The organism is Pseudomonas sp. GW456-L13 (genome assembly GCF_017350115.1).
GTDB lineage: Bacteria > Pseudomonadota > Gammaproteobacteria > Pseudomonadales > Pseudomonadaceae > Aquipseudomonas > Aquipseudomonas jessenii.
In genome coordinates this window covers 2283558-2308757 of record NZ_JACNAS010000001.1, presented here as the reverse complement: position 1 = coordinate 2308757, position 25200 = coordinate 2283558, and the positions used below count along the sequence as shown (strand labels likewise).

At 59.5% G+C, this 25200-nt stretch carries 24 protein-coding genes and 1 pseudogene; 13 read left to right on the top strand and 12 right to left on the bottom strand.

Annotation, left to right across the window (positions count from 1 at the left end):
* Nucleotides 1-51 precede the first annotated feature (51 nt).
* The gene (locus J4D25_RS10490; RefSeq protein WP_057716381.1) at nt 52-1071 is read left to right on the top strand and encodes a Glu/Leu/Phe/Val dehydrogenase dimerization domain-containing protein; all 1020 of its coding nucleotides are present in this window, start codon (nt 52-54) and stop codon (nt 1069-1071) included.
* A 188-nt stretch (nt 1072-1259) separates the two neighbouring features.
* On the opposite strand, the pseudogene J4D25_RS10485 reads toward J4D25_RS10490, so the two are convergent.
* A pseudogene (locus J4D25_RS10485) lies at nt 1260-1499 on the bottom strand (YebG family protein); the annotation flags it as partial.
* A 276-nt stretch (nt 1500-1775) separates the two neighbouring features.
* On the opposite strand from J4D25_RS10485, the gene J4D25_RS10480 reads away from it, so the two are divergent.
* Nucleotides 1776-2276 (top strand): phosphate-starvation-inducible protein PsiE, encoded by a 501-nt coding sequence (locus J4D25_RS10480; RefSeq protein WP_057716379.1) that lies wholly within the window; start codon nt 1776-1778, stop codon nt 2274-2276.
* Here the strand turns inward: J4D25_RS10480 and J4D25_RS10475 are convergent.
* A complete protein-coding gene (locus J4D25_RS10475; RefSeq protein WP_057716378.1) occupies nt 2273-2587 on the bottom strand; it encodes a DUF3509 domain-containing protein in 315 nt (104 codons plus the stop codon). The two genes, J4D25_RS10480 and J4D25_RS10475, sit on opposite strands and share 4 nt — an antisense overlap.
* A gap of 309 nt (nt 2588-2896) precedes the next feature.
* A complete protein-coding gene (locus J4D25_RS10470) occupies nt 2897-4273 on the bottom strand; it encodes an L-serine ammonia-lyase (protein WP_057716377.1) in 1377 nt (458 codons plus the stop codon).
* Nucleotides 4274-4408: 135 nt separating this feature from the next.
* On the opposite strand from J4D25_RS10470, the gene J4D25_RS10465 reads away from it, so the two are divergent.
* The 5 genes from J4D25_RS10465 (at nt 4409) to J4D25_RS10445 (ending at nt 10434) form a co-directional block, all read left to right on the top strand.
* A complete protein-coding gene (locus tag J4D25_RS10465) occupies nt 4409-5356 on the top strand; it encodes a LysR substrate-binding domain-containing protein (RefSeq protein WP_057716376.1) in 948 nt (315 codons plus the stop codon).
* Nucleotides 5357-5570: 214 nt separating this feature from the next.
* Nucleotides 5571-5978 (top strand): HPF/RaiA family ribosome-associated protein, encoded by a 408-nt coding sequence (locus tag J4D25_RS10460; protein WP_057716375.1) that lies wholly within the window; start codon nt 5571-5573, stop codon nt 5976-5978.
* Between the two features lie 223 nt (nt 5979-6201).
* Complete coding sequence (locus J4D25_RS10455) at nt 6202-6780, top strand: RNA polymerase sigma factor (RefSeq protein ID WP_057716374.1); 579 nt, start codon at nt 6202-6204, stop codon at nt 6778-6780.
* Nucleotides 6777-7766 carry a FecR family protein gene (locus tag J4D25_RS10450; RefSeq protein WP_057716373.1) on the top strand — a complete coding sequence of 330 codons (990 nt, stop codon included), beginning with the start codon at nt 6777-6779 and terminating at the stop codon, nt 7764-7766. Before J4D25_RS10455 ends, J4D25_RS10450 begins: the two co-directional genes overlap by 4 nt.
* Nucleotides 7767-8004: 238 nt before the next feature.
* Nucleotides 8005-10434 (top strand): TonB-dependent receptor, encoded by a 2430-nt coding sequence (locus J4D25_RS10445; RefSeq protein WP_057716372.1) that lies wholly within the window; start codon nt 8005-8007, stop codon nt 10432-10434.
* Between the two features lie 144 nt (nt 10435-10578).
* Here the strand turns inward: J4D25_RS10445 and J4D25_RS10440 are convergent, their stop codons facing one another.
* Nucleotides 10579-11454: a helix-turn-helix domain-containing protein gene (locus J4D25_RS10440; protein ID WP_057716371.1), complete on the bottom strand. Its 876-nt coding sequence runs from the start codon at nt 11452-11454 to the stop codon at nt 10579-10581.
* 151 nt (nt 11455-11605) lie between these two features.
* On the opposite strand from J4D25_RS10440, the gene J4D25_RS10435 reads away from it, so the two are divergent.
* Nucleotides 11606-12508, top strand: a complete 903-nt coding sequence (locus J4D25_RS10435; protein ID WP_057716370.1) for a DMT family transporter — start codon at nt 11606-11608, stop codon at nt 12506-12508.
* A gap of 27 nt (nt 12509-12535) precedes the next feature.
* Here J4D25_RS10435 and J4D25_RS10430 read toward each other — a convergent pair whose 3' ends face one another.
* Both J4D25_RS10430 and J4D25_RS10425 read right to left on the bottom strand, forming a co-directional pair.
* Nucleotides 12536-13045 carry a DUF2165 domain-containing protein gene (locus tag J4D25_RS10430; RefSeq protein ID WP_057716369.1) on the bottom strand — a complete coding sequence of 170 codons (510 nt, stop codon included), beginning with the start codon at nt 13043-13045 and terminating at the stop codon, nt 12536-12538.
* A gap of 187 nt (nt 13046-13232) precedes the next feature.
* Nucleotides 13233-14207: a D-glycerate dehydrogenase gene (locus J4D25_RS10425; protein ID WP_057716368.1), complete on the bottom strand. Its 975-nt coding sequence runs from the start codon at nt 14205-14207 to the stop codon at nt 13233-13235.
* 195 nt (nt 14208-14402) lie between these two features.
* Between J4D25_RS10425 and J4D25_RS10420 the strand changes: the two genes are divergently transcribed.
* A complete protein-coding gene (locus J4D25_RS10420; protein WP_057716367.1) occupies nt 14403-14660 on the top strand; it encodes a hypothetical protein in 258 nt (85 codons plus the stop codon).
* Between the two features lie 128 nt (nt 14661-14788).
* Here J4D25_RS10420 and J4D25_RS10415 read toward each other — a convergent pair whose 3' ends face one another.
* From J4D25_RS10415 to norR, 5 genes are all read right to left on the bottom strand, one after another.
* Nucleotides 14789-15538: a YkgJ family cysteine cluster protein gene (locus J4D25_RS10415; protein WP_057716366.1), complete on the bottom strand. Its 750-nt coding sequence runs from the start codon at nt 15536-15538 to the stop codon at nt 14789-14791.
* 83 nt (nt 15539-15621) lie between these two features.
* Nucleotides 15622-15948, bottom strand: a complete 327-nt coding sequence (locus tag J4D25_RS10410; protein WP_057716365.1) for a hypothetical protein — start codon at nt 15946-15948, stop codon at nt 15622-15624.
* 152 nt (nt 15949-16100) lie between these two features.
* Nucleotides 16101-16559 (bottom strand): GNAT family N-acetyltransferase, encoded by a 459-nt coding sequence (locus J4D25_RS10405; protein ID WP_057716671.1) that lies wholly within the window; start codon nt 16557-16559, stop codon nt 16101-16103.
* Between the two features lie 27 nt (nt 16560-16586).
* On the bottom strand, nt 16587-17489 hold the full coding sequence (locus tag J4D25_RS10400; RefSeq protein ID WP_057716364.1) for a chemotaxis protein CheV: 903 nt from the start codon (nt 17487-17489) through the stop codon (nt 16587-16589).
* Nucleotides 17490-17685: 196 nt separating this feature from the next.
* Entirely contained in the window at nt 17686-19236 is a 1551-nt protein-coding gene (norR, locus tag J4D25_RS10395) for a nitric oxide reductase transcriptional regulator NorR (RefSeq protein ID WP_057716363.1), read from the bottom strand.
* 156 nt (nt 19237-19392) lie between these two features.
* Here norR and hmpA point away from each other — a divergent pair, with 156 nt between their 5' ends.
* Nucleotides 19393-20574 carry an NO-inducible flavohemoprotein gene (hmpA, locus tag J4D25_RS10390; RefSeq protein ID WP_057716362.1) on the top strand — a complete coding sequence of 394 codons (1182 nt, stop codon included), beginning with the start codon at nt 19393-19395 and terminating at the stop codon, nt 20572-20574.
* Between the two features lie 296 nt (nt 20575-20870).
* A complete protein-coding gene (locus J4D25_RS10385; RefSeq protein ID WP_057716361.1) occupies nt 20871-21380 on the top strand; it encodes a disulfide bond formation protein B in 510 nt (169 codons plus the stop codon).
* A gap of 551 nt (nt 21381-21931) precedes the next feature.
* Here the strand turns inward: J4D25_RS10385 and J4D25_RS10380 are convergent.
* Entirely contained in the window at nt 21932-22192 is a 261-nt protein-coding gene (locus J4D25_RS10380) for a hypothetical protein (RefSeq protein ID WP_057716360.1), read from the bottom strand.
* A gap of 27 nt (nt 22193-22219) precedes the next feature.
* On the opposite strand from J4D25_RS10380, the gene cyoA reads away from it, so the two are divergent.
* On the top strand, nt 22220-23164 hold the full coding sequence (gene cyoA, locus J4D25_RS10375; RefSeq protein WP_057716359.1) for a ubiquinol oxidase subunit II: 945 nt from the start codon (nt 22220-22222) through the stop codon (nt 23162-23164).
* A 3-nt stretch (nt 23165-23167) separates the two neighbouring features.
* Nucleotides 23168-25198 (top strand): cytochrome o ubiquinol oxidase subunit I, encoded by a 2031-nt coding sequence (gene cyoB, locus J4D25_RS10370; RefSeq protein ID WP_015093557.1) that lies wholly within the window; start codon nt 23168-23170, stop codon nt 25196-25198.
* Nucleotides 25199-25200 lie beyond the last annotated feature (2 nt).

Here is a 25200-nt window from a genome sequence, read left to right as displayed (position 1 = left end):
TGGGCGCAAGCCTATACTGGCGACTACAAGAAGTGATTCGGGAGCCCTACGATGTTCGCTCTCATGCAAAGCACTCGCCTTGAATCGCTGCATCTGAGCGTTGACTCGGTCACCGGGTTGAAGGCGGTCATTGCCATTCATAACAGCCGGCTGGGGCCTGCCCTAGGTGGTTGTCGTTACCTTGCCTATCCCAGCGACGAGTCTGCGGTCGAGGATGCGGTGCGCCTTGCCCAAGGCATGAGTTACAAGGCGGCACTGGCCGGCCTGGCCCAGGGCGGCGGCGTGGCGGTGATCATTCGCCCCGTTCATGTGGCCAACCGCGCGGCGCTGTTCGAAGCCTTCGGGCGCTGTATCAATCAGCTCGACGGGCGCTACATCACGGCCATCGACAGTGGCACCTCAGTGGCGGACATGGATTGCATCGCCCAGCAGACCCAGCATGTCACCAGCACCACCGCGGCGGGCGACCCTGCGCCACACGCGGCGATGGGCGTATTCACCGGCATTCGCGCCACAGCGATGGCGCGACTGGGCAGCGATAACCTCGAAGGCCTGCGCGTTGCCATTCAAGGCTTGGGCAACGTTGGTTATGCCCTGGCAGAACAGTTGCACGCTGCCGGGGCCGAACTGCTGGTCAGCGATATCGATCACGGCAAGGTGCAACTGGCAATGGAGCAACTCGGGGCTCACCCCATCGCCAACGACGCACTGCTCAGCACGCCTTGCGATATTCTTGCGCCATGCGGTTTGGGCGGGGTGCTCAACAGCCACAGCGTGACGCAACTGCGCTGCTCGGCAGTGGCCGGTTCGGCGAACAATCAGCTGACCCATCTGGATGTTGCCGACCAACTGGAACGTCGCGGCATCCTGTACGCACCGGATTACGTGATAAACGCCGGCGGACTGATTTACGTGTCGCTCAAGCACCGCGGCGAGGAACTGTCGACCATCACCGCGCACCTGTCGAAAATCAGCTCGCGCCTGACTGAAGTGTTCGCCCACGCCCAGGCGGAAAAACGCTCCCCCGCGCGGGTGGCTGACGAGTTGGCGGAGAAGGTGTTGTACCGGTGAAACTGGCATGAGTTTTCCACAGGCATGAAAAAGGCCCTGGGTCATTCGACTCAGGGCCTGTTCAATTCGGGCTTTGCCTATTTGGCGGCTTTTGGGGCCTTGGCAGGCTTGGCCGGGGTGACCGGCTCAGCGGCCTCAACGACCTCGGTTGCCGCAACAGGTTGTGCGACTTCAACCGGTGCGCTGAGCAGTTCGGACAGGGCGTCCGGCTGGCTCTTGAACGCCTTGGCGAACACGTCGCGATTTTTCGCCATGTAGATCCCGGCTTCTTCCACTTGCTGCTCGGTCAGGGACGGAACGGCTTTTTGCAACACTTCAGCCAGCAATTCGGCCAGTTCCAGCATTTTGTCATGACGGTCAGCTTCGGCTTTATCCATGAACAAGCGCTCCAGATCTCGGCTGCTGCGGTATACCACTTCGACGGCCATTCACCACCTCACATGCCTTCACATTGGTTGTCGATTTCGACTACTGTATCTATATACAGCTAAAGGATAAGCGAATCCCTGCCTTTTGGGTAGTGGCTTTTTAATGTAGACCGGATTCGGGATTTGTCAGGCGGGGCGCTGCACAGGTGCGACCAAACGCCACGGCGCACAATCCCGAGCGGCTCGCCATCATGGGCTGGCCTTTTTTCTGCATGCAGAAAAACCGTCACGTCCAACCCGCATCATCCGGTCGAGCCGACCTAAGGAAGCATCATCGTGAAAATCAACTGGGCCGAAAAACTGCGGCAGAACGTGCATGAACTGGCCGAGTCCCTGGGCAATCTGTTTGTCGAAACCTTTCACTACCTGGCGCTGTTCGCCATTGGTGCGGTGACCGCATGGGCGGCGGTGATGGAATTTCTCGGGATGATCGAAGAAGGGCACATCAAGATCGATGACATCTTGCTGCTGTTCATCTACCTGGAACTGGGGGCGATGGTCGGGATTTACTTCAAGACCAACCACATGCCCGTGCGCTTCCTGATCTACGTGGCGATCACCGCGCTGACGCGGCTGCTGATTTCCAACGTATCGCACCACAACCCGCCGGACCTGGGGATCATCTACCTGTGCGGCGGGATTCTGCTGTTGGCGTTTGCGATTCTGGTGGTGCGTTACGCTTCGTCGCAATTTCCTTCGGTGAAGATTGAGAACCCGCACCGCAAAACAGGTAAGGGCTCCAGTGAACATCCGGAAGTAGAAAAGGGCGAGCTTTAAAGCCCCATGGTGGGTCGGTGGCGGTCACTGGCTGGTGGGGGCAGGTTGCGCGTGCCGCCGTCGGTCATTGATTCGAGGATGGCCACGGCGCAGTGGCCCTGCTCGATGGCAATGCCGAACTGAATGCTTTGCACCAATCGTTTGAGGCGCTCGGGGTCATTGCGTTGTTCGGCGCTGATCATGCGTTTGGCCACCACGCGGCCACTGTTGGACAGGGTCAGCATGATGCGGCCGTCCAGGCCCTGAATGCTCAGGTTGATCTGGTAATCCGCTGCAAAGGCATCGGTAATGAGCTGGAAAGGGTTGTCCATGATGCGTCACCGCCTGATTGAACGTGCAGTTGTTGACCGGCCATGATCGGGTTGGTTCGCAACGCCAGACCACCGGCCATCTCGCCATCATTGTTCCAGCATGGAAGTAGCAAGGCCCATGCCGGAAAATTGTCGGACAAAAAACACGTTCTGTAGGAGCGAGCCTGCTCGCGATGGTCGTGAACGATAACGCGTCAAACCAGATGGTTTGCGGCGCCTGAGGGTTTTTCGCGAGCAAGCTCGCTCCTACGGGGGGGCGCGTTTTCTGCACGTTTCAGGGCAATTAACCTCGACGTGCCTCCAAAACGGTCAACATTCCACCCAGTTCACTGCCAGTCCGCCCCGCGACGTCTCTTTGTACTTGTCGTGCATGTCGGCCCCGGTGTCGCGCATGGTACGGATCACCCGGTCCAGGGAAATGAAGTGTTTGCCGTCGCCGCGCAGGGCCATTTGCGTGGCATTGATGGCCTTGACCGCGGCGATCGCGTTGCGCTCGATACACGGCACTTGCACCAGTCCGCCCACCGGGTCGCAGGTGAGGCCGAGGTTGTGTTCCAGGCCGATTTCGGCGGCGTTTTCCAGCTGCTCCGGGGTGGCGCCAAGCACCTCTGCCAGGCCTGCGGCGGCCATGGCGCAAGCGGAGCCGACTTCGCCCTGGCAGCCGACTTCGGCTCCGGAGATCGAAGCGTTTTTCTTGCACAGGATGCCGACGGCAGCTGCACCCAGGAAAAATGCGACCACGTCATCGTCAGACGCATCGGCATTGAATTTCATGTAGTAGTGCAGCACCGCCGGAATGATCCCCGCCGCGCCGTTGGTCGGCGCCGTGACCATGCGCCCGCCGGCCGCGTTTTCTTCGTTCACGGCAAGGGCGTACAGGTTGACCCATTCCATCGCTGACAAGGTGGACGTAATGACATTCGGCTTGCCGATTTCCTGCAGGCTGCGATGCAGTTTCGCCGCTCGACGCGGAACACTCAGGCCGCCGGGCAAGATGCCTTCGTGGCGCAAACCCTGCTCGACGCATTCGCGCATCACCGACCAGATATGCAACAGGCCCTGGCGGATTTCCGCGTCACTGCGCCATGCCCGTTCGTTGGCCATCATCAGTTCGCCCACTCGCAGCCCGTGCTCGTTGCAGAGTTTGAGCAGTTCGGCGGCGCTGGAGAAATCGTAAGGCAGCACCACGTCGCCGGCCGGCGCGATCCCGGATTCGGCTTCGGCTGCTTCGATGATAAAACCACCGCCCACCGAGTAGTAGGTCTGCTCGAACAGCTCGCCGGTTTCACCGAAGGCTGTCAGGGACATGGCGTTGGGGTGGTAGGGCAGGCTTTCGTCCAGCAGCAGGAGATCGCGTTGCCAGTCGAAGGCAATTTGCGCAACGCCTGCCAGGCACAGTTTGCCGGTTTCGCGCAGGGTGTGAATGCGGCTGTCGATGGTGGTTGGATCGATGCGGTCGGGCCATTCGCCCATCAGGCCCATGACGCAGGCGCGGTCCGTCGCGTGTCCGACGCCGGTCGCTGAAAGAGAACCATAGAGACGGATTTCCACGCGTCGCACGTCGGCCAGAAAACCGTGATCGACCAGCGCTTGGGCAAAGGTTGCGGCAGCGCGCATCGGACCGACGGTATGGGAACTGGACGGGCCGATACCCACTTTGAAGAGATCGAAAACACTGATAGCCATGCTAAAGCCTGTACACGTAATGGAAGGGAAATCGCTGCCATTTCTGTAGGACAAGCGCAATTTGGGCGATACTGCCTGTCACGAGCCTGCGTGACCAACGAAAATTCCTAAGACATCCTTTAGCAGGACTAAACGATGAGCCGTCAATTACACGCCCAGACGTATGTCTGGCTGAACGTGTTTGCCTGTGCCGCGCGGCACCTGTCGTTCACCCGCTGCGCCGAAGAGCTGCACATCACACCGGGGGCGGTCAGCCAGCAGATCCGCCAGCTGGAAGAACGCCTGGGCTTTCGCCTGTTTCACCGCCGCGCCCGCGGAGTGGAGCTGAGCGCAGAGGGTCAGCGCCTGGCCATTACCGTCAACGAGGCCTTTGGCAGCATCGACTCGGAATTGCGGCGACTGGACGCGGGCATGATCAGCGGGATTCTGCGGGTGCGTTCGATTCCGTCGTTCCTGAGCAAATGGCTGACGCCGCGACTGCCGCGTTTGCAGCAGCGTTTTCCGGACATCCAGTTGCGCCTGGTGGCCGAGGACAGCAGCGTGCCGTTGCATGAAGGTGACTTCGACCTGGCGATCGACCTGAACGACGGCAGTTATCCGGGCCTGTTATCCACAGCCTTGCTTGATGAACAGATTTTTCCGGTGTGCGCGCCGAGCCTGTTGCGTGGTCGTCCACCGCTGCATGGTCCGGCGGACCTGATGCACTTTCCCTTGCTGCACGACATCACCGCCTGGCGCGGCAGCTACGAGTACGCGGAATGGGAGTTTTACCTCAATGCCATCGGCTTCGAGGGGGCGGATGTGCGACGCGGGCATACCTTCAATCGCAATCACCTGACGATCGAAGCGGCCATCGCCGGGATGGGGGTGGCGATAGCCCGACGGACACTGCTCAACGATGAGCTGGAGCGCGGGGCGTTGATCGTGCCGTTCGGCCTGGCGGTGCCCAATCACAAGCGCTACATGCTGCTTTACGCACCCGGGGCGTTGAGCCATCCGGGTGTGCGCGCGGTGCACGATTGGTTGGTGGAGGAGGCGGGTGCTTTTCGCAGCCTGCACCCGTTGGGGGAGCGGCAAATGTGAGCAATTATTACGTAGGAGCAGGGCGACCCAACTCCCGACCTTAACAGCGCTTTTACCGGTTGTCCGGCTTTTTTTGCGATTGAAAATTTATCTTTTTTAGGGGGTTGAATTGTTCAGCGTACAGACCGATTGTGTAAGTAAGAGGTCACGGTGATGACGCCCAAGGGCTTAGCTGACCGGCCTCTCGCGAGCTAGCTGAAATAAGGGATGAACTATGCAAATCCAAGTCAATAGCGATAACCATATTCAAGGCAGTAAACGACTGGAGGAGTGGGTACGTACGACCATTGAGAGCACGCTCGAACGCTACGAAGAGGACCTGACACGAGTCGAGGTTCACCTGCGGGACGAGAACGGCGACAAGCCGGGTCCCCACGACATGCGCTGCCAGCTGGAGGCGCGGCCAAAAGGCCATCAACCGATTTCCGTCACCCATAAAGCCTCCACCATGGAGCAGGCGATCGACGGAGCGGCTACCAAACTTGAACATGCGCTGGAGCATATGTTCGGCAAATTACGCGGCAAACGAGCCAATGTGGTGCCCATCGAGAGTGCCGCCCATGCCGACCATCTGCTGGAAGAAGAGTTTCTTGAGAACGAACAGGCAGCACTTAACGGCTGACACCTGATTCACTTTTTTACCTTCCCATGAAAACGGGCCTGCATTGCAGGCCCGTTTTGTTTTCGGTGGCTTTTGGATTCCATGGCCATGCCATTGGTGCAACCAACGGGCGTAATAAAGGGCTGCACCCGATCCTTTTGCATATGAGAATATTTATCATTAATATTGCGGCCTTTCCGGTCCCCTGACGCTGTCGTGGCCTCCCCGGTTTTCAGGTCGAAACATGAACGATGATCACTCCGCCCCCGAACCCCGCGATATCGAGCGCGATCCACTGCGCGGGGACCGTGCGCATTTTCTCCAGGTGTTTCTCTCCCAGCGTTCGCAAATGGAAGCACTGGTGAGCCGGCGTGTCGGTTGTCGGGCGACGGCGGCTGACCTGGTACAGGATTTGTTCCTGCGATTCTGGCGGCGGCCGTTGGTGCAAGTCGAGGAACTCAGCACCTACCTGCTGCGCTGCGCCGGCAACATCGCCATCGATCACTTGCGCAGTGAAGGCACGAGGGTCCGGGCCAGCGAAGGTTTGATGGTGGAATCACCAGACAGCCATGGCAGCGGACCGCAAGCGGCGCTGGAGGCGGGCAACGATCTGCGCCATGTCGAAGCCGCATTGCGCGCCTTGCCGGAGCGTACGCGGCAGATCTTCTTGCTCAATCGCATTCACGGCCGCAAATACGCCGAGATCGCCAAGGCCATGGGCTTGTCCCAAAGTGCCGTGGAAAAACATATGATGCGCGCCCTCGAAGCCTGCAAGGCCAGCCTTCGGGAACCCGAACCGCGTACGCCAGGGACAGCACCGTGAACGACTTCAAACGCGTCACCCCGACGCCGGCGCAGGAGCAGGCCGCGCTGGCCTGGCTGAGCCTGTTGCATGACCAGCCCAACAGCGGTGACCAGGCGACGTTCAGCCAATGGTTGCAGGCCGACCCCGCCCATGCCGAGGCCTATGCCCGGGCGCAGGTCCTGTGGGAGTTGAGCGAAGGACCGGCGCGCACACTCGCCGATGAAGACGCTTTTGCCTTGCAGGGCTATCTCAACGCCATGGACAAGCCGCGGCGCAGCACGCTCGGGCGCTGGTCCGGTACGCTGGCGATGGCCGCGTGTCTGCTGTTGATGATCAGTGTCGGTACAGGCTGGCAGCCTATGCGTTGGATTGATGACCTGGGGGCGGATTACGTCTCGGCACCGGGGGAAATTCGCACCGTTATCCTGGCCGATCAGTCGCAGGTGACACTGGATGCCGACAGTGCCATCGCCGTGGATTTCAGTCGCGGTGAGCGGCATGTGCAACTGCGCCGCGGCGCCGGCTTTTTCAGCGTTACCCATACCGGCGAGCCGTTTGTGGTGGACGCCGAGAAAGGCCAGACGCGGGTCCTGGGTACGCAGTTCGAAGTCCGTTTGCAGCCCCACGGTGCACAGGTCACGGTGCTGTCGGGACGGGTTGGCGTGACGGCGCACCAGAAAGCCGATCAGCAAGTGCTCACCGCCGGCCAGCAAGTGGCCTATGGCGAAGGCTCGGCGCAAACACTCCACTCGGTGGACAGCGAAGCGCAGTTGGCATGGCGCCAGGGCTGGCTCAATTACTACAAGGCGACGTTGGCCGATGTGGTACAGGATTTGGCGCGCTATTACCCCGGACGGATCGTGTTGCTCAATGATGAATTGGCGAGGCGCCGGGTCAGTGGCAGTTTTCCGAGCAGGAACCCGCAGGCGGTGTTGAGTTCGTTGCAGGGGGTGTTGGGGTTTGAGCAGCATCAGGTTTTGGGGCATCTGATTATTTTGCGTTGAGGCGACCGGCCTCATCGCGAGCAGGCTCGCTCCCACAGGGTTACGTGTTGCCCCAATATTGTGACCGACTCAATACCTGTGGGAGCGAGCTTGCTCGCGATGACGGCAGATCAGACACCCAACCACTCAAGTAAAAATATTTTAAAGTTTTTGCTGAGGTAAACCCGATTGCCATCCGTGTAGTGACTGAAACTGCGAGTCATTCGCATCCGTTGCGGTTCTACACAGGTCATGAGTCATGAAGTCCAGGGCAAAATCGGGTTCGGTCAAACAATGGTTGGGTGTGTCTGCGTTGAGCTTTTCGGCATTGGCCTTGTTGCCGCTGAGCGTAGCGTTGGCCGCAGAGGCAGGCAGCAGTCAGTCGCGTGGGCAATTCAATTTCGCGCTGGCCGCCAAACCGTTGCCCCAGGCCCTGAGCGATTTCAGCCGAGTGACCGGCATCAGCGTCGTCTACACCGATGAGGCACCGTACGGTCTCAATGCGCCGGCCATCAATGGCCAGATGAGCGCCGAACAGGCTCTGCAACGTCTGCTCACCGGTTCGGGCTTGACGTTCCGTCGCACCGACGGCCACACCATTGCACTGGAACCACGGCCGACTGAAGGGGCGTTGAACCTGGGCGCGACCACCATCACCTCGGTGATGGATGACTCCATGAGCTATCAACCGCCACCCATCACTTCAGTGATGCGCTCCTCGGCCCCCGTACAGGAGATCCCGCAGACGATCAACGTCGTTCCGGCCCAGGTCATCCGCGACCAGGCGCCGCGCAATCTCGATGACGCGCTGGCCAATGTCAGCGGCATCACCCAGGCCAACACCCTGGGCAGCACCCAGGACTCGGTGATGGTCCGTGGCTTTGGCGACAACCGTAACGGCTCGATCATGCGCGACGGCATGCCGATCGTGCAGGGTCGTGGCCTCAACGCCAGCGTGGACCGGGTCGAAGTGCTCAAGGGCCCGGCCTCGTTGCTCTATGGCATCCAGGATCCGGGTGGCGTGGTCAATATGGTCAGCAAGAAGCCCGAGCTTGAGCGGTACAACGCGCTGACCGCGCGCGGTTCGAGCTATGACGACGGCAAGAACGGCAGCGGTGGCAGCCTCGACAGCACCGGGGCCCTCGGCGATTCCGGACTGGCCTACCGCATGGTGCTGGACTACGAAGACGAAGATTACTGGCGTAACTTCGGTGTGCATCGCGAGAGCCTGATCGCGCCGTCGCTGGCCTGGTACGGCGAAAGCACCAAGCTGCTGTTCTCCTATGAGCACCGCGAATTCCTCACACCGTTCGACCGCGGCACACTGATCGATCCACGGACCAACCATCCGCTGGACATCTCGCGCAACGAGCGTCTCGACGAACCGTTCAACAACATGGAAGGGCGCTCGGACCTCTATCACTTCGAGGCCGATCACGAGCTCAACGACAACTGGAAAGCCCATTTCGGCTACAGCTATAACCGCGAAACCTACGATGCCAGCCAGGTGCGGGTGACCGCCATCGACACCAAAAAGGGCACCCTGACCCGCAGCATGGACGGCACCCAGAATGCGATCAGCACCGACCGTTTCACCACCGCCAGCCTCGAAGGCAACGTGAATGTGCTCGGCATGCAGCATGACCTGCTGTTCGGTATCGACGATGAGTACCGCAAGATCTACCGCGAAGACCTGATCCGCCAGAAAAGCCTGACCACATTCAGTTACGTGAACCCTGTCTATGGTCGTGAAGTGCCGGGCACCACCGTCAGTGCGCCCGACAGCGCACAAACCGATGAACTGCGCAGCGATTCGGTCTTCCTTCAGGACTCCATCCACCTCACCGACCAGTGGATTCTGGTGGCCGGCGCGCGTTTCCAGGCGTACGACCAGTACGCCGGCAAAGGCGTACCGTTCCACGCCAACACCGACAGCAACGGGCAGAAATGGGTGCCGCGCGCGGGCCTTGTGTACAAATACACCGATGCCTTGTCGTTCTACGGCAGCTACACCGAGTCGTTCAAACCCAACTCGACCATCGCGCCATTGAGCGGCAGCAGTACCGTGCTTGACGGCGGTATCGCTCCGGAAGAAGCCAAGTCCTGGGAGCTGGGTGCCAAGCTTGATCTGCCGGGCCGCGTTACCGGCAACATCGCACTGTTCGACATCAAGAAGCGCAATGTGCTGGTGGCCAACGCCGAAGGTCCGACCACGATTTACAGTGCCGCCGGTGAAGTGCGTTCCCGTGGCCTGGAAGTGGACCTGAGCGGTCAGCTCACCGATCGCTGGAGCATGATCGGCAGCTACGCCTATACCGATGCCGAAGTCACCGAAGACCCGGATTACAAAGGCAATCAGTTGCAGAACGTGGCGAAGAACAGCGGCTCGTTGTCGGCCGTCTATGACTTCGGCAGCGTCATTGGCGGTGATCAACTGCGGGTCGGCGCCGGGGCGCGTTATGTGGGTGAGCGCGCGGGCAACGCGGTGAACGATTTCGACCTGCCGAGCTACACCGTGGCCGATGCGTTCGCCACCTACGACACCAGGGTCGAAGGGCAGAAGGTCAAGTTCCAGCTCAACGTGAAGAACCTGTTCGATCGCACCTACTACACCTCGGCGGCGAGTCGGTTCTTTGTGTCGATGGGGGATTCGCGGCAGGTGACGTTGTCGAGCACCTTGGAGTTCTGACGATAGACCGTGTCATCGTTCATCGCGAGCAAGCTCGCTCCCACAAGGTTTGGCGGTGCTCACCGGTTTTGTGACTACCCCATTCCCCTGTGGGAGCGGGCTTGCTCGCGAAGGGGGTCATGCAGACCACAAAAAAGCTCGGGCCTAGCGCAAAAACGCCTGTCGATACTCGCCGGGCGTCCCGCCAAGTGTCTGGCGAAACCGGTTGGTGAAATGGCTGGCGCTGGCAAAACCGCAAGCCAGTGCAATCTCCCCCAGTGGCTGCGAGGTCGTGCGCAGCAACTCCCGCGCCCGGTCAAGGCGCCGCGCCAGCACATACTGGTGGGGTGGCAAGCCGAAGCTTTCGCGGAACATCCGCGCGAAGTGGTATTCGGACAACGCGCACAACGCCGCCAATTGACCGAGGCTGATGGCCTCGTCCAGATGGCTGTTGATGAACTCCACCAGATGCCGGCGCTGGTGCGCGGCCAGCCCGCCTTTAAGGCGCAAGCCCTGACGCACGTTGACCTGACTGAGCAGGGCATGGCTGAGCAGTTCGTGAGCCAGGCTGCTGGTGAGCAGGCGCTCGCCCGGCTCGTCCCAGTTCAAGGCGACCAACTGCCGAAAGCGCAGCGCCTGCTGCGGATCATCGAGAAAGGTCTGCTCGCGCAGCTGCATTTCCCGTGGCTCGCGATCGAGCAGGGTGACGCAGCCAAGGGCAAATTGTTCGGGGCTGAAATACAGGTGTGCCAGGCGAATATCGCCATTGATCACCCAGCCTGACTGGTGATCGGCGGGGAGGATGCACAGTTTGTCCGGACCACCCTTGTTGCCGGGCTGGTCGCGGCGAAAGGTGCCGGTGCCGCCGGCAAGGTAACAGGACAACGTGTGGTGGCTGGGCGCTTCGTATTCCTGAGCGTCGTGGTGATTGCTCCACAAGGCTGCAGACAAGCCGTCACCGAGCTCGGCGCTGTGCTCAAGGCGAGCATTCGGCGAGCGGTTGAGGGCTTGAAAGACTTGTAGAGTATCCAGTGCAGCCATGATCGTTACTCTCTAACACCTGCATCCAACGCCTTGCATCCTACTCCGTAGACGTGCGCCTGCCAGCCTGTCGCCGGACAAAAGCGCAAGTTTATGCAAGTGCGCCCAGGCGTGGCGCCGGACACTGGGCACCTAGCGAGGAGCCTTAGTCATGAACCTTTCTTTGTACCTGCTGACCGTGCTGATCTGGGGTACCACCTGGATTGCCTTGAAATGGCAACTGGGCGTGGTGGCCATTCCCGTGTCGATCGTGTATCGCTTCGGCCTCGCCGCGCTGGTGCTGTTCGTGATCCTGCTGCTCAGCCGACGCCTGCAAGTGATGAACCGTCGCGGGCACCTGATCTGCCTGGCTCAGGGCTTGTGCCTGTTCTGCGTCAACTTCATGTGCTTCCTCACCGCGAGCCAGTGGATTCCCAGCGGTCTGGTGGCCGTGGTGTTTTCCACCGCCACCCTGTGGAATGCCCTCAACGCGCGGGTGTTCTTCGGTCAGAGAATTGCCCGCAATGTGCTGATGGGCGGTGCGTTGGGCCTGCTTGGGTTGGGGCTGCTGTTCTGGCCGGAGCTGGCCGGGCATACCGCCAGCCCGGAAACCTTGCTCGGCCTCGGTCTGGCCCTGTGCGGCACCTTGTGTTTCTCGGCGGGCAACATGCTTTCGAGCCTGCAACAGAAGGCTGGTCTCAAACCGCTGACCACCAATGCCTGGGGCATGGCTTACGGGGCAGCGATGCTAACCGTGTGGTGCCTGGTCAAAGGCATTCCCTTCGACATGGAGATGAGCACGCGTTACATCGGGTCACTGTTGTACCTGGTGATTCCGGGATCGGTGATCGGTTTCACCGCCTACCTGACCCTGGTCGGCCGCATGGGGCCAGAGCGGGCTGCGTACTGCACAGTGCTGTTTCCGGTGGTGGCACTCAACGTGTCAGCGTTCGCCGAGGGTTATCAGTGGACGATGCCGGCGCTGTTGGGGCTGGTATTGGTGATGTCGGGTAACGTACTGGTGTTTCGCAAGCCCAAACCACGCTTGGTACAAGGGAGTAGCAAGCTCGCTTGAGATGACGTTCATCGAGCGCTGAAGTCCTCAGCGCTCGACTTTGATCGCAATATAAATCAGCAGCGGTAGTATGAAATCGACAATATGCCGGGTCCAGTCTTTGTAATTCCAGGCTTGTGATTGGTCCATGTTGAACCATTCCACGCCGATAACTTGAAAGCCGACATAGTAAAGCAAGAGCGCAATGAGTAATCCTATGATCGCGGGCTTTTTGGCCTCGTGAAACTCTTCAGCGCTGCTACTCATGTTTTTATAAAGATAACAGGTTCCGATCATGAAGAAGAGCGTGTAGATAACCTCGAGTGTAATGATGAGCCAGTAGATGCGGTGATGGAGTATCTGCGAGGTAATGGCCCTGTAGGTGTACTTCTCGTCGTCATCTGTGGTCTCCATGCTCAGGATGTTACTGATGTTTTCGTAGTTGGTTGCGTAGTCCGTAACGTTGCTGTACATCACCAGCAATCCAAAAATACTTATGAATAACATTAGTGTAGCTTTGCTGAAGCGTATGACTTGATTTGTCGTAAGTTGATTCAAGGTGGTGATCTCCTTTGTTGTTTCCGTTGTGTCTGGAAAAGTAAGGAGAGTCTAGCGGGTGGTTTTGTTATTTGTTTATTGACTGAATTGCAGGGTGTGTATTCAGACAGTTTTTTTACAGGTTTAGAGTGATATTGTTTTTATTTTTTGCATTTAAGGGCAGGCGCTTTTAACGCCTGCCCTTTTTTCAACCCTTCCAGACTTGCGGGTTGACCAGGTCCTGTGGGCGTTCCCCCAACAGCGCACTGCGCAGGTTGGCCAGGGCACGGTTGGCCATGGCATCGCGGGTCTCATGGGTGGCCGAGCCAATGTGCGGTAAGGTCACGGCATTTTTCAACTGGAACAGTGGGGACTCGGCCAGCGGTTCTTTTTCGTAAACGTCCAGCCCGGCACCACGAATGCGGTTGTTTTGCAGTGCTTCGATCAGTGCCGGCTCATCCACCACCGGGCCACGGGAAATGTTCACCAGAATGGCACTTGGCTTCATCAGCGCCAGTTCACGATGGCTGATCAAGTGTTTGGTTTTCTCGCTGAGCGGCACCACCAGGCATACGAAATCGGCCTCGGCCAGCAGTTGATCAAGGCTGCGGAACTGCGCGCCGAGCTCCTGTTCCAGTTCGGTCTTGCGGCTGTTGCCGCTGTAGATGACCGGCATGTTGAACCCCAGGCGACCACGTCGGGCGATGGCCGTACCGATATTGCCCATGCCGACAATGCCCAGGGTTTTGCCATGCACATCGCAACCGAACAGCTGCGCACCGACAGTGGCCTGCCATTGCCCGGCCTTGGTCCAGGCATCCAGTTCGGCGACGCGGCGCGCGCTGCTCATCAACAGGGCAAACGCCAGATCGGCGGTGCTTTCGGTGAGCACATCCGGCGTGTTGGTCAGCATGATCCCGCGTTCGTTGAAGTAGGCCAGGTCATAGTTGTCGTAGCCCACCGAGACACTGGATACCACCTCCAGCGTGGTGGCGTTTTCCAATTGAGCGCGGCCGAGTTTGCGACCGACGCCGATCAAGCCGTGAGCGTGGGGCAGGGCTTCGTTGAATTGGGCGTTGATGTCGCCGTTTTTCGGATTCGGCACGATGACGTCGAAATCCTGTTGCAGGCGTTCGATCATTGGTGGAGTGACGCGGCTGAATGCAAGGACGGTCTTTTTCATGGGTGGGCGGGCTCGTCGGGCGGTGAAGAATGATGAGCACGCTAACATTCTTCGCGGGATTTGTGCGAGTCGTCAGGCGGTCTATGCAAGCTTGCAGCTTGTCGTGCTCCATCCAGTTATACTGCCGCACTTCTTATACTGTGGCATGCGGCCCGCTCACCGGGCCCGACATTTCATGCACCACCCGGAGCTTTCATGACTTCCCCGAAACAACCGCCGGTCGCCGACGCCCTGAACGACGTGCAGGCAGAGCTGACAGACAGCGTCGACTCCAGCGCCGACAGCGAATCCAAAGCCGAGATCCCGGCCTTCAAATTCCCGTTCAAGCCGGGTGAGCTGGCGGCCGCCAAGGGTTCCAACCAGCCGTGGTACAAGAACGGCGCCAAGAACGGCCACACCAAGACGCCGGGCATGGCACCGCCGGGGACTCGTCGGTCGATGGGTAAGCGCTGAGTTCTTAAGTCTGCGGTGACTGATCTGCCGTCTTCACGAGCAAGCCCGCTCCCACATTTGGAATGCATTCCTCCAGTGGGAGCGGGCTTGCTCGCGAAGGGGCCGGCACAAACACTGCAAATCCCGGATCAAGTCGCCCGCAACGAAATAAACGAGTAATTCGTCAGCGCATCCGCCGTCACTTGCGCACCTGCGGCCAGCACTTGCCCGGCAATATCATCCCCCGACACATGAAACCACCATTCACTGCCCCACTGCGGCAACGTTTGCCCGGCCAGGTCGTCGATGATCGCGGCAAATTCCGCCATATCCGGCAGATAAGCGGTAAACCCGTCGCCCTTCAGGGCTGTGGTGCGAATCCCCAGCAGCGCACAAATTGCATCCTTCATCGGAATGTCATCACGATCCGCCTGACGGGAGCGCTGGATCAGTTCCGACAATTCCCGATCGACCAGCTCACCACCGACAATCAGCTCCGGTCCTTTTTCCCACGACTCAGGCGGACATTCCTTCATGGCAGTGTTCAGAGGTATGTGCGGATTGATTTCCATCGGATAGATATGGCACACCAGCGGGCGGCGTTCATAGATGCGGCAGAGGTTGTCTTCGTCAAGATTTCGGCAGGGACCGACATTGTAGGCGGCGAAGGTGATGGCCACGTACACCTCGGATTCACCGCTGCGCACTGCCGCCGAACGGCGTTCGGCGTGTTCCCGTTGGTGCACCGGCAGACCCAGGCCATTGCCCAGAAACGCTTCCACCAGCACGATCACCTGACCGCCATCGGCTGCCCACATCCGGGCTTCGCCCAGGGTCAGGGGCACATGGTGGTCGTTACAGCATTTGCCGCAGCCTACACAGGAAAATGTTGTATTCATCGAGCGTTCGTTCGCGTCACAGGGCATGAAGCGGCGACAGAATGCCGCCGCAAAAGCCGCTATCGAAGCAAATTATGCGCCAGTCAGTTTGCCTTGCCGGCCGGGCGGATGGAGTCCCATTCGGTGACGTACGCGGTTTTGCTCTTTTTGTTGTACAGGCACAACTCGGTGCCTTGTGCGCCTTTCATGTGCTTTTGCGGGTACTGGCCCTGGAGCAGGAGCGCGGTGTAGCCGACCCGGTCATCGAACTGCGCGGCGTTGCCGACCGGTTTGCTGTCCTTCAGGCCACTGGCCTTGGTGCAACTGGTGAGTACGGCTTTGTCGTAGGTGGCCCAGGCGTCGGGGCTGGAGGCGTGGGCCTGGGAGGCGAGGGCGGTGAGGCAGAACAGAATCAGGGGCGCAGCTTTCATGGTTCAGGCTTCCTTGGGCTGAGTGGCCAAGGCAGGAGTATGCCTGAAAGGTAGATGGAGACTTTGCTGACCTTTTCGCGAGCAAGCCCGCTCCCACATTGGACGGTGTACACACATCAACTGTGGGAGCGAGCCTGCTCGCGATGGCGGCATCAGAGCGGAACCGGCTCCCGGCGGATCGCGCGCATCCCGACGTTTTCATACAAGCGCCGCGCACGAAGGTTGTCTTCACGTACCTTCAGGTCCACGAAACCTTCATGCCGCTGCTGGAACACCTTGAACGCCTGCAACAACAGCGCACGCCCCAACCCCTGCCCCTGAAACCGCGGGTGCACCACCAGGTTCTTGATATAGGCACTGGTCCAGCACTGGCAAACGCCGACCACTTCCTCGGCATCCAGGGCAATGAAGCACAGGGCCGGGTCATATTCCGGATCGGTTTCGAACTGCCGTTGCCACATGTCCAGCGCGGCTACGCGACCACCGCCGTCGAGATAACCGAACTCCATCAACCGGTGCACGGCGGCGCCCAGTTCGGGGCGGTATTCGCTCAGTTGCAGGCCGGTTGGCCAATCAGGGGGAGGCACGACGACAGAGAGGTCGCGCCGCATCAGCCAGCAGAATTCTTCGGTCAACACTCAATAACCCTGTTCGGCGACAGCCTTGGCCGCGGTGATCAGGCACTGGGTCAATTCCGGCGAAGAAAACTTGGTCAGCACCGCGTTCGCCCCCGCCAGTCGTGCTTTCTCGGCGTTCATCGCACTGTCCAGCGAGGTGTGCAGCAGTACATAAAGATGCGCGAAATCCGGGGTTTCCCGCAGGGTGCGGGTGAAGGTGTAACCGTCCATCTCCGACATCTCGATGTCCGAGACGATCAGGTTGATCTGCTGCGCGGTGCCTTGCAGGTCCAGCAGGCAGTCGATGGCTTCCTTGGCGCTGCGGGCCGTATGGCACTGCAGGCCGAGGTTACGCAGGGTGTGCACCGATTGCTGCAAGGCGACCTGACTGTCATCGACCACCAGGATGCGTGCGTTGCCGAGCAGTTCGGCGTCTTCCATGCTCAGTTCGGTCGGCGCCATTTCGATTTGTGCCGGGGCGATGCCATGGATGACTTTTTCGATGTCCAGCACTTGTACCAGGGTGCCATCGACCGACGTCACGCCAGTGATGTAGGCACGCAAACCACCGGAGCCGAAGGGCGGCGGGCGGATGTCGGTGGTCAGGCAATGGACGATCTTGCTCACGGCCTGTACGTGCAGGCCCTGCTTGGAGCGGCTGACGTCGGTGACGATCAGGCAGCCGCCGTTGGGGTCTTCCAGCGGACGCTCGCCAATGGCACGGCTGAGGTCGATCACCGACAGCGAGGCACCGCGCAGGGTGGCGATGCCTTTGACGTGGGGATGTGACTCCGGCAGCCTGGTCAGCGGCGGGCAGGGAATGATTTCACTGACCTTGAGCAGGTTGATCGCCATCAGCTTGCCGCTGCGCAAGGTAAACAGCAGAAGCGAAAGTGAGTCTGCGCGGGCTTTGGTGGAGGACATATAAACCTTCTCTGGAAAAAGGTGACGGGCAATCCAGGGATCGCCAATGACTTCGATGCCGGGTTATCGACTTGTTTGGGGCAGGCTTTAACAATTGCGGTGAACAGTAAGACGCCATCGCGAGCAAGCTCGCTTCCACATTGGATCGTCGTCGTTCACACATCCTGTGGGAGCGAGCTTGCTCGCGATGGGGTCATCACTTCATGCCGAGCCTTTTGGCCATCCGCCCAAGATTCGCCCGATCCAAGCCTAGCTCACGGGCCGCGCTTGCCCAGTTGTTGTTGTGCCGCTCCAGGCAGGCACCGATCAACAGGCGCTGATAGTTTTCGGTCGCCTCGCGCAAATCACCTGCTACCAACGCCACAGCGGCGATGGCGGGTTGCTCGGCAGCGGTTTCAACGCTGGCGCCGGGCAGGTCGAGGTCGGCTGCGCTCAAGCTGAGAATCTTTGGCCGCTCCTTGCAATTGCCCAGGGCTTTCAAGGCGCTGCGGCCGATCAAATGTTCAAGCTCGCGCACATTGCCGGGCCAGTCGTAGGCCAATAACGCGGCCTGGGCGTCGCTGTTCAGGCGCAGGCTGTTGAGTCCCATGCGCGAGCGGTTCTGCTCCAGGAAGTAACCGCTGAGCAGCAGCACATCGCGCCCGCGATCGCGCAGGGCCGGCACCAGCAACGGATACACGCTGAGGCGATGGTAGAAGTCGGCGCGGTAACGGCCGCTGCGTACTTCTTCGGCGAGGTCGCGGTTGGTCGCCGCGATCAGGCGCACGTCGACCTGATGCTCCTGGTCCGAACCCAGTCGCTGCAGTTGACCGCTTTGCAGCACCCGCAGCAACTTGGCCTGCACGGTCAGCGACAACTCACCGACTTCATCTAGGAACAGCGTGCCGCCATTGGCCAGTTCGAACTTGCCACGGCGGTCGTTCATCGCCCCGGTGAAGGCGCCGCGAACATGGCCGAACAACTCGCTTTCCACCAGGGTGTCGGGCAGCGCGGCGCAGTTGAGGCTGATGATTGGTTTGTCGGCGCGGGGCGAGGCGGCATGGATGGCTTGGGCCACCAACTCCTTGCCGACCCCGGTTTCGCCGGTGATCAACACGGTCAGGTCGCTGCCGCCCACCAGGCTGATTTCTTCGACCAGGCGCTTGTGGGCCTTGCTCTGGCCAATCATCTCGCGATTCTGCTGGCCGCTGGCCTGGCGGTAGACCTCGGCGCGCTGATGCTCATCTTCGACCCGGTTGTTCAACCGCTCGATGCGCTCGGCGGCGTTGACCGTAGCGGCCGCGAGGCTGGCGAAGGCTTGCAGGGCATCCAGTTCGATCGGTTCGAAGCGCTCCGGGTCGAGGGCATCGAGGGTCAGCAGGCCCCATGGGCGCTCGTCGATGAACAACGGGCAACCCATGCAGTCGTGGACTTCCAGATGATCATCCAGGCCATCGACCAGGCCGTCATAGGGGTCAGGCAAGTCGCTGTCGGCAGCGAAACGGGTCGGGCCGGGGCCGCTGAGCAGCGCTTCGAAACGCGGGTGCTCGCTGACCTTGAAGCGCCGGCCGAGGGTGTCGGTACTCAAACCGTCGACGGCCAGCGGCACCAGCCATTCACCATCAAGGCGCAGCAGGGCGGCGGCGTCGCACGGGAGCAGGGCGCGCATGGCTTCCAACAGGCGGCGATAACGCTCACCCTCGGGCAGTTCGCGGGACAGGTCGGCGACCAGGGGCAGCAGAGCAGTGAGCAGGGGTTTTGCAGTCATAGTGACTCCGTGTAGTCGGTATGACTATAAACCAGGCAGTGTCTAAATGACTATTCAGTTATTAAGTTATTGATTTATAACGATTAAATAGTTGGCACGAAAGCTGATAAGCATAGGGTAGTCCGTTAGCAACCCAAGAAGACCAGGAGTCACCTTATGCTGAGCGCTCAAGACCGTGCCATCGTCAAATCCACCGTGCCGCTGCTCGAAAGCGGTGGTGAGGCGCTGATCACGCACTTCTACCGCATGATGCTCTCCGAATATCCGCAAGTCCGCCCGCTGTTCAACCAGGCCCACCAGGCCAGTGGTGATCAGCCGCGTGCCCTGGCCAACGGCGTATTGATGTATGCGCGCCATATCGACCAGCTCGACCAGTTGGGCGACCTGGTGGCCAAGATCATCAACAAGCACGTGGCCCTGCAGATCCTCCCGGAGCACTATCCGATTGTCGGCAGCTGCCTGCTGCGGGCCATCGCCGAAGTATTGGGCGAAGAGATCGCCACTCCTGAAGTGATCGCGGCCTGGGGCGCGGCCTACGGTCAACTGGCGGACATCCTGATCGGTGCCGAAACCAGCATCTACGACCAGAAGGAACAGGCACCGGGCGGTTGGCGCGGGGCGCGGGAATTCATCGTGGCAGACAAGGTCGAGGAGAGCGCCGAGATCACTTCGTTCTACTTCGAACCCGCGGACAAAGGCCCGATCCTGCTGGCAGAACCCGGCCAGTACATCGGCATGAAACTGATCCTCGACGGTGAAGAGATCCGTCGTAACTACTCGCTGTCGGCGCTGGCAAACAAAGGCCAGTACCGCATCAGCGTCAAACGCGAGGCCGGTGGCCGCGCTTCCAACTTCCTGCACGACCAGTTGCATGTCGGCGCCAGCATCCAGTTGTTCCCGCCATCGGGCGAGTTCGTCCTGACCGCCAGCGACAAGCCACTGGTTCTGATCAGCGGTGGCGTGGGCATCACCCCGACCCTGGCGATGCTCGAAGCGGCGCTGGAAACCCAGCGGCCGGTGCATTTCATCCACTGCGCGCGCAACGGCAGCGTCCATGCCTTCCGCGACTGGATCGATGGCCTGGCTGAGCGTCATCCGCAACTCAAACGCTTTTACTGCTATTCCGAGGACGACGGCGTGAGCCCGGCGGCGCACAAGATGGGGTTGTTGAGCCAGCAGCAGTTGCATCAATGGCTGCCGCAAGAGCGCGATCTGGATGCCTACTTCCTGGGGCCAAAAGGCTTCATGGTCGCGATCAAACGCCACCTCAAAGCATTGGGTGTGCCGGAGAAGCAAAGCCGTTATGAGTTCTTCGGGCCGGCAGCGGCGCTGGAGTAAGGGGTTGGCGCGGTGGGTCAGCAGGCTCACCGCGTCGCCTTCATCGCGGGCAAACCACGCTCCCACAGGGATTTGTGTCGATCCGGATTGATGTGAACGACATACCCCCCTGTGGGAGCGTGGCTTGCCCGCGATTGCTTCACCTCGGTCCTGAACTGAAAAAAGTCAGAAAGTTAATCCCTTCTTAACCGCCTTATCGTCTATTCCCCCCGAATCCCCCTCACATGCGCCAGACTCTCAAAGGTCCGGGCCAGCGTGTAGACTGACGGGCAATCGAAATATTGAAGGGAAACGCGATGAGCGATGAATCCATGCGGTTGGGGCGTGAACGGCGCTACCTGGTGTTTTTGGGCATCATTTGCCTGGCGCTGATCGGCGGCGCGCTGTACATGCAAATTGTTCTGGGCGAGGCCCCTTGCCCGTTGTGCATCCTGCAACGTTACGCGTTGCTGCTGATCGCGATCTTTGCCTTCATCGGCGCGGCCATGCGCGGCCGTCGCAGCATCACGGTGTTTGAAACCCTGGTGGTGATTTGTGCAGTGGCAGGTGCAGGCGTTGCCGGGCATCACGTCTATACGCAGTTCTATCCGGCGGTCAGCTGCGGCATCGATGTGCTGCAACCGATTGTCGATGACTTGCCGCTGGCGAAGATCTTCCCGCTGGGTTTCCAGGTCGATGGTTTCTGCTCCACGCCATACCCGCCGATCCTCGGTCTGTCGCTGGCGCAGTGGGCGCTGGTTGCCTTCGTGCTGATCGTGGTGCTGGTGCCGTTGCTGACTTCGCGTAACCGCAAAACCCTGCGCTGAGGTCAACTGCCGCCTCCTATTGTCGGACAAAAAAGCCCCGGTCCTCGAAGAGAGGGCCGGGGTTTTTTTTGTCTTGCAGAGCACATTTCAGAGGCCGGGTAAAAAGACTGTGACGGGTGGCAATCAAGGGTGCGACACGTGTGCGACATGTTGTCACAGAGTGAGCGCCGCAGGGCGTTCGAGAAGGCCGGATTGGTGCATGGAAACGTAACGAAATTGGCTTGTTTTGCAGGCTTCCGGTTTTTTCCATTGCGGGCACGAACAGGCAGTTTTAACAGGCTCTGGCGAATGGCCAGAGCCCCCGTCATATCGGGCCTTGGGCAAGGTCAAGGGCCGAGAAGAGGGACACGATACTGTCTGAACCGTGGGTGGAAGACCTACTTATTTTGGTGTTTTTGTTGAGAATTAATTTCGATAAGATGCGCCACTTTTGCGAAAACGGTTAATGATTGTTGCCGGTTCGGATAAAAATTATTTCGGGATGAGACATGGTTTATGGAACGTTACATATCTACAATCGCCCGCACTGAATTCCCGGCACTGCTCAAATCTTAACCAGGGGTGAGCAGAAACAGGGTGTCGAGAGGTCTGGTGGCTTCATGCGATTCCCAGGTGTCGGAGCCTCCAATTACCCGCACCAAATGGAATTGGTCTGTAACAAGGCCTTTGACCACGTATTCGAATAAGAACTCACCGCAGGCCCGGGATTTGTCGTACAGCGTCTGACGCACGACGGGCATGCCCTTATTCAATCCAAGAAAAATGCCAACCCTTGGCAGGGTGAAGTGTTGGCGATCAAAACCCAACTGCATTGCGCAAGCTGCTTTAGAGGTCGTGAGATGAGTAAAAACAGGTACCCCAGACTACTAGGCTTATTGCCGCTGATCGGCACGTTGTTGCTGTCAGGCTGCAACATGACCTTGCTCAATCCCAAGGGCCAGGTTGGTCTGGATGAGCGAAACCTGATCATCACCGCAACGCTGCTGATGCTGTTGGTCGTCGTTCCGGTCATCATCATGACCTTCCTGTTCGCCTGGAAATACCGCGCGTCCAACACCAACGCTACCTACACCCCGAAATGGAACCACTCCACCAAGATCGAGATCGCGGTGTGGGCTGTTCCAGTGCTGATCATCATTGCCCTGGGTTACGTCACCTACAAGTCGACCCACGCCCTTGACCCGTACAAGCCGCTGGAATCCGACGTCAAGCCTGTGACCATCGAAGTGGTCGCGCTGGACTGGAAGTGGCTGTTCATCTACCCGGAACAAGGCATCGCCACGGTCAACAAGATCGTGTTCCCGGCGCACACCCCGATCAACTTCAAGATCACTTCCGACGCCGTGATGAACTCGTTCTTCATCCCTGCGCTGGGCGGCCAGATCTACGCGATGGCGGGCATGCAGACCAAGCTGCACCTGATCGCCAACGAGAACGCCGAGATGGACGGTATCTCCGCCAACTACAGCGGCGCGGGTTTCACCGGTATGAAATTCAAAGCGATCGCAACTTCCCAGGAAGATTTCGACGCCTGGGTAAGTGAAGTCAAAAAGGCACCTAAGCAGCTTGAACAAGCTGAATACGCAGCCCTTGCCAAGCAAAGCCAGAACAACCCAGTCGAGCTCTACTCCTCGGTGACGCCGAACCTGTTCCAGACCATCGTCGACAAGTACGAAGGCATGAAACCGGGTCCGAAAGTGAAGCACGAGAAAGAAGAGAAAGAAGTGGCCGCTACGCAAGGAATGGACATGAACTCGCATTCAGCTGCCGGGGCAGAGGAGTAAACGATGTTTGGTAAATTAAGTTGGGAAGCAGTCCCGTTCCACGAGCCGATCGTAATGGTGACCATCGCCATGATCGCGCTCGGTGGTCTGGCGCTGTTCGCTGCAATCACCTACTTCAAGAAGTGGACCTACCTGTGGACCGAGTGGCTGACGTCGGTCGACCACAAGAAAATCGGCGTGATGTACATCATCGTCGCCATGGTCATGCTGCTGCGCGGCTTTGCCGACGCCATCATGATGCGTACCCAGCTGGCCATGGCCACCGAGGGTTCGCCTGGCTACCTGCCACCTGAACACTATGACCAGATCTTCACCGCCCACGGTGTGATCATGATCATCTTCATGGCGATGCCATTCTTCACCGGCCTGATGAACCTTGCAGTGCCGCTGCAGATCGGCGCGCGTGACGTTGCCTACCCGTTCCTGAACTCCCTGAGCTTCTGGCTGCTGGTTTCCGGTGTGGTGCTGATCAACCTGTCCCTGGGCGTCGGCGAATTCGCCAAGACCGGCTGGGTTGCCTATCCGCCGCTGTCGGGTCTGCAATACAGCCCTGGCGTGGGGATGGATTACTACATCTGGGCGCTACAGCTATCCGGCCTGGGTACGACGCTGACGGGGGTCAACTTCCTGGCCACCGTGCTGAAAATGCGTACCCCTGGCATGAAGCTGATGGACATGCCGATCTTCACCTGGACCTGCACCTGGGCCAACGTCCTGATCGTGGCTTCGTTCCCGATCCTGACCGCTACCCTGGCTCTGCTGACGCTTGACCGTTACATGGATTTCCACATTTTCACCAATGAACTTGGTGGCAATCCGATGATGTACGTGAACCTGTTCTGGGCATGGGGTCACCCTGAGGTGTACATCCTGATCCTGCCAGCGTTCGGTATCTTCTCCGAAGTCATCTCGACCTTCACCGGCAAGAAACTGTTCGGCCACCACTCGATGGTCTACGCATCGGGCGCGATCTCGATCCTGGGCTTCATGGTTTGGCTGCACCACTTCTTCACCATGGGTTCGGGTGCCAGCGTCAACGCCTTCTTCGGTCTGGCGACGATGCTGATTTCCATCCCGACGGGTGTGAAGCTGTTCAACTGGCTGTTCACCATCTACCAGGGCCGTCTGCGTTTCACCAGCCAGGTTCTGTGGACCCTGGGCTTCATGGTGACCTTCGCCATCGGCGGCATGACCGGCGTACTGCTGGCCATCCCGGGTGCTGACTTCGTTCTGCACAACAGCCTGTTCGTGATCGCGCACTTCCATAACGTGATCATCGGCGGTGCGGTATTCGGTTACATCGCAGGTTTCGCGTTCTACTTCCCTAAAGCGTTCGGCTTCAAGCTGCACGAAGGCTGGGGCAAGGCTGCGTTCTGGTTCTGGATCTCGGGCTTCTTCGTCGCGTTCATGCCGCTCTACGCGCTGGGCTTCATGGGCATGACCCGTCGTCTGAACGCCACCACCAACCCTGAGTGGGTGCCGTACCTGTACGTCGCCATGTTCGGTGCGGTGATGATCGCCGTGGGTATCGCTTGCCAGCTGATCCAGCTCTACGTCAGCGTGCGTGACCGCAACAAGCCGGAAAACATGTGCGAACACGGCGACCCGTGGAATGCCCACACCCTGGAATGGTCGACCTCGTCGCCACCACCGTTCTACAACTTTGCCGTGCTGCCGAAAGCCGACTGCATCGACCCGTTCACCGAAGCCAAGGAAAACGGCACCGCGTACAAGGCTCCGGCCAAGTACCAGCCGATCCACATGCCTAACAACACCGCCACCGGTGTGGTCATGGGCGCGCTGTTGACCGTGTTCGGTTTCGCGATGATCTGGCACATCTGGTGGCTGGCAATCGCTAGCCTGGCCGGCACCGTGATCTACTTCGTGATCCACGCGGCCCGTGATGATCAAGGCTATATGGTGCCGGTCGACGTGATCGAGCGCATCGAAGCCGAGCAGCACAAGCGCCTGGTAGCGGCAGGGAAAATCCCGGCCACCGCCACCCGTGTTGAAACCTCGTTGGAACAGGCTTAAAC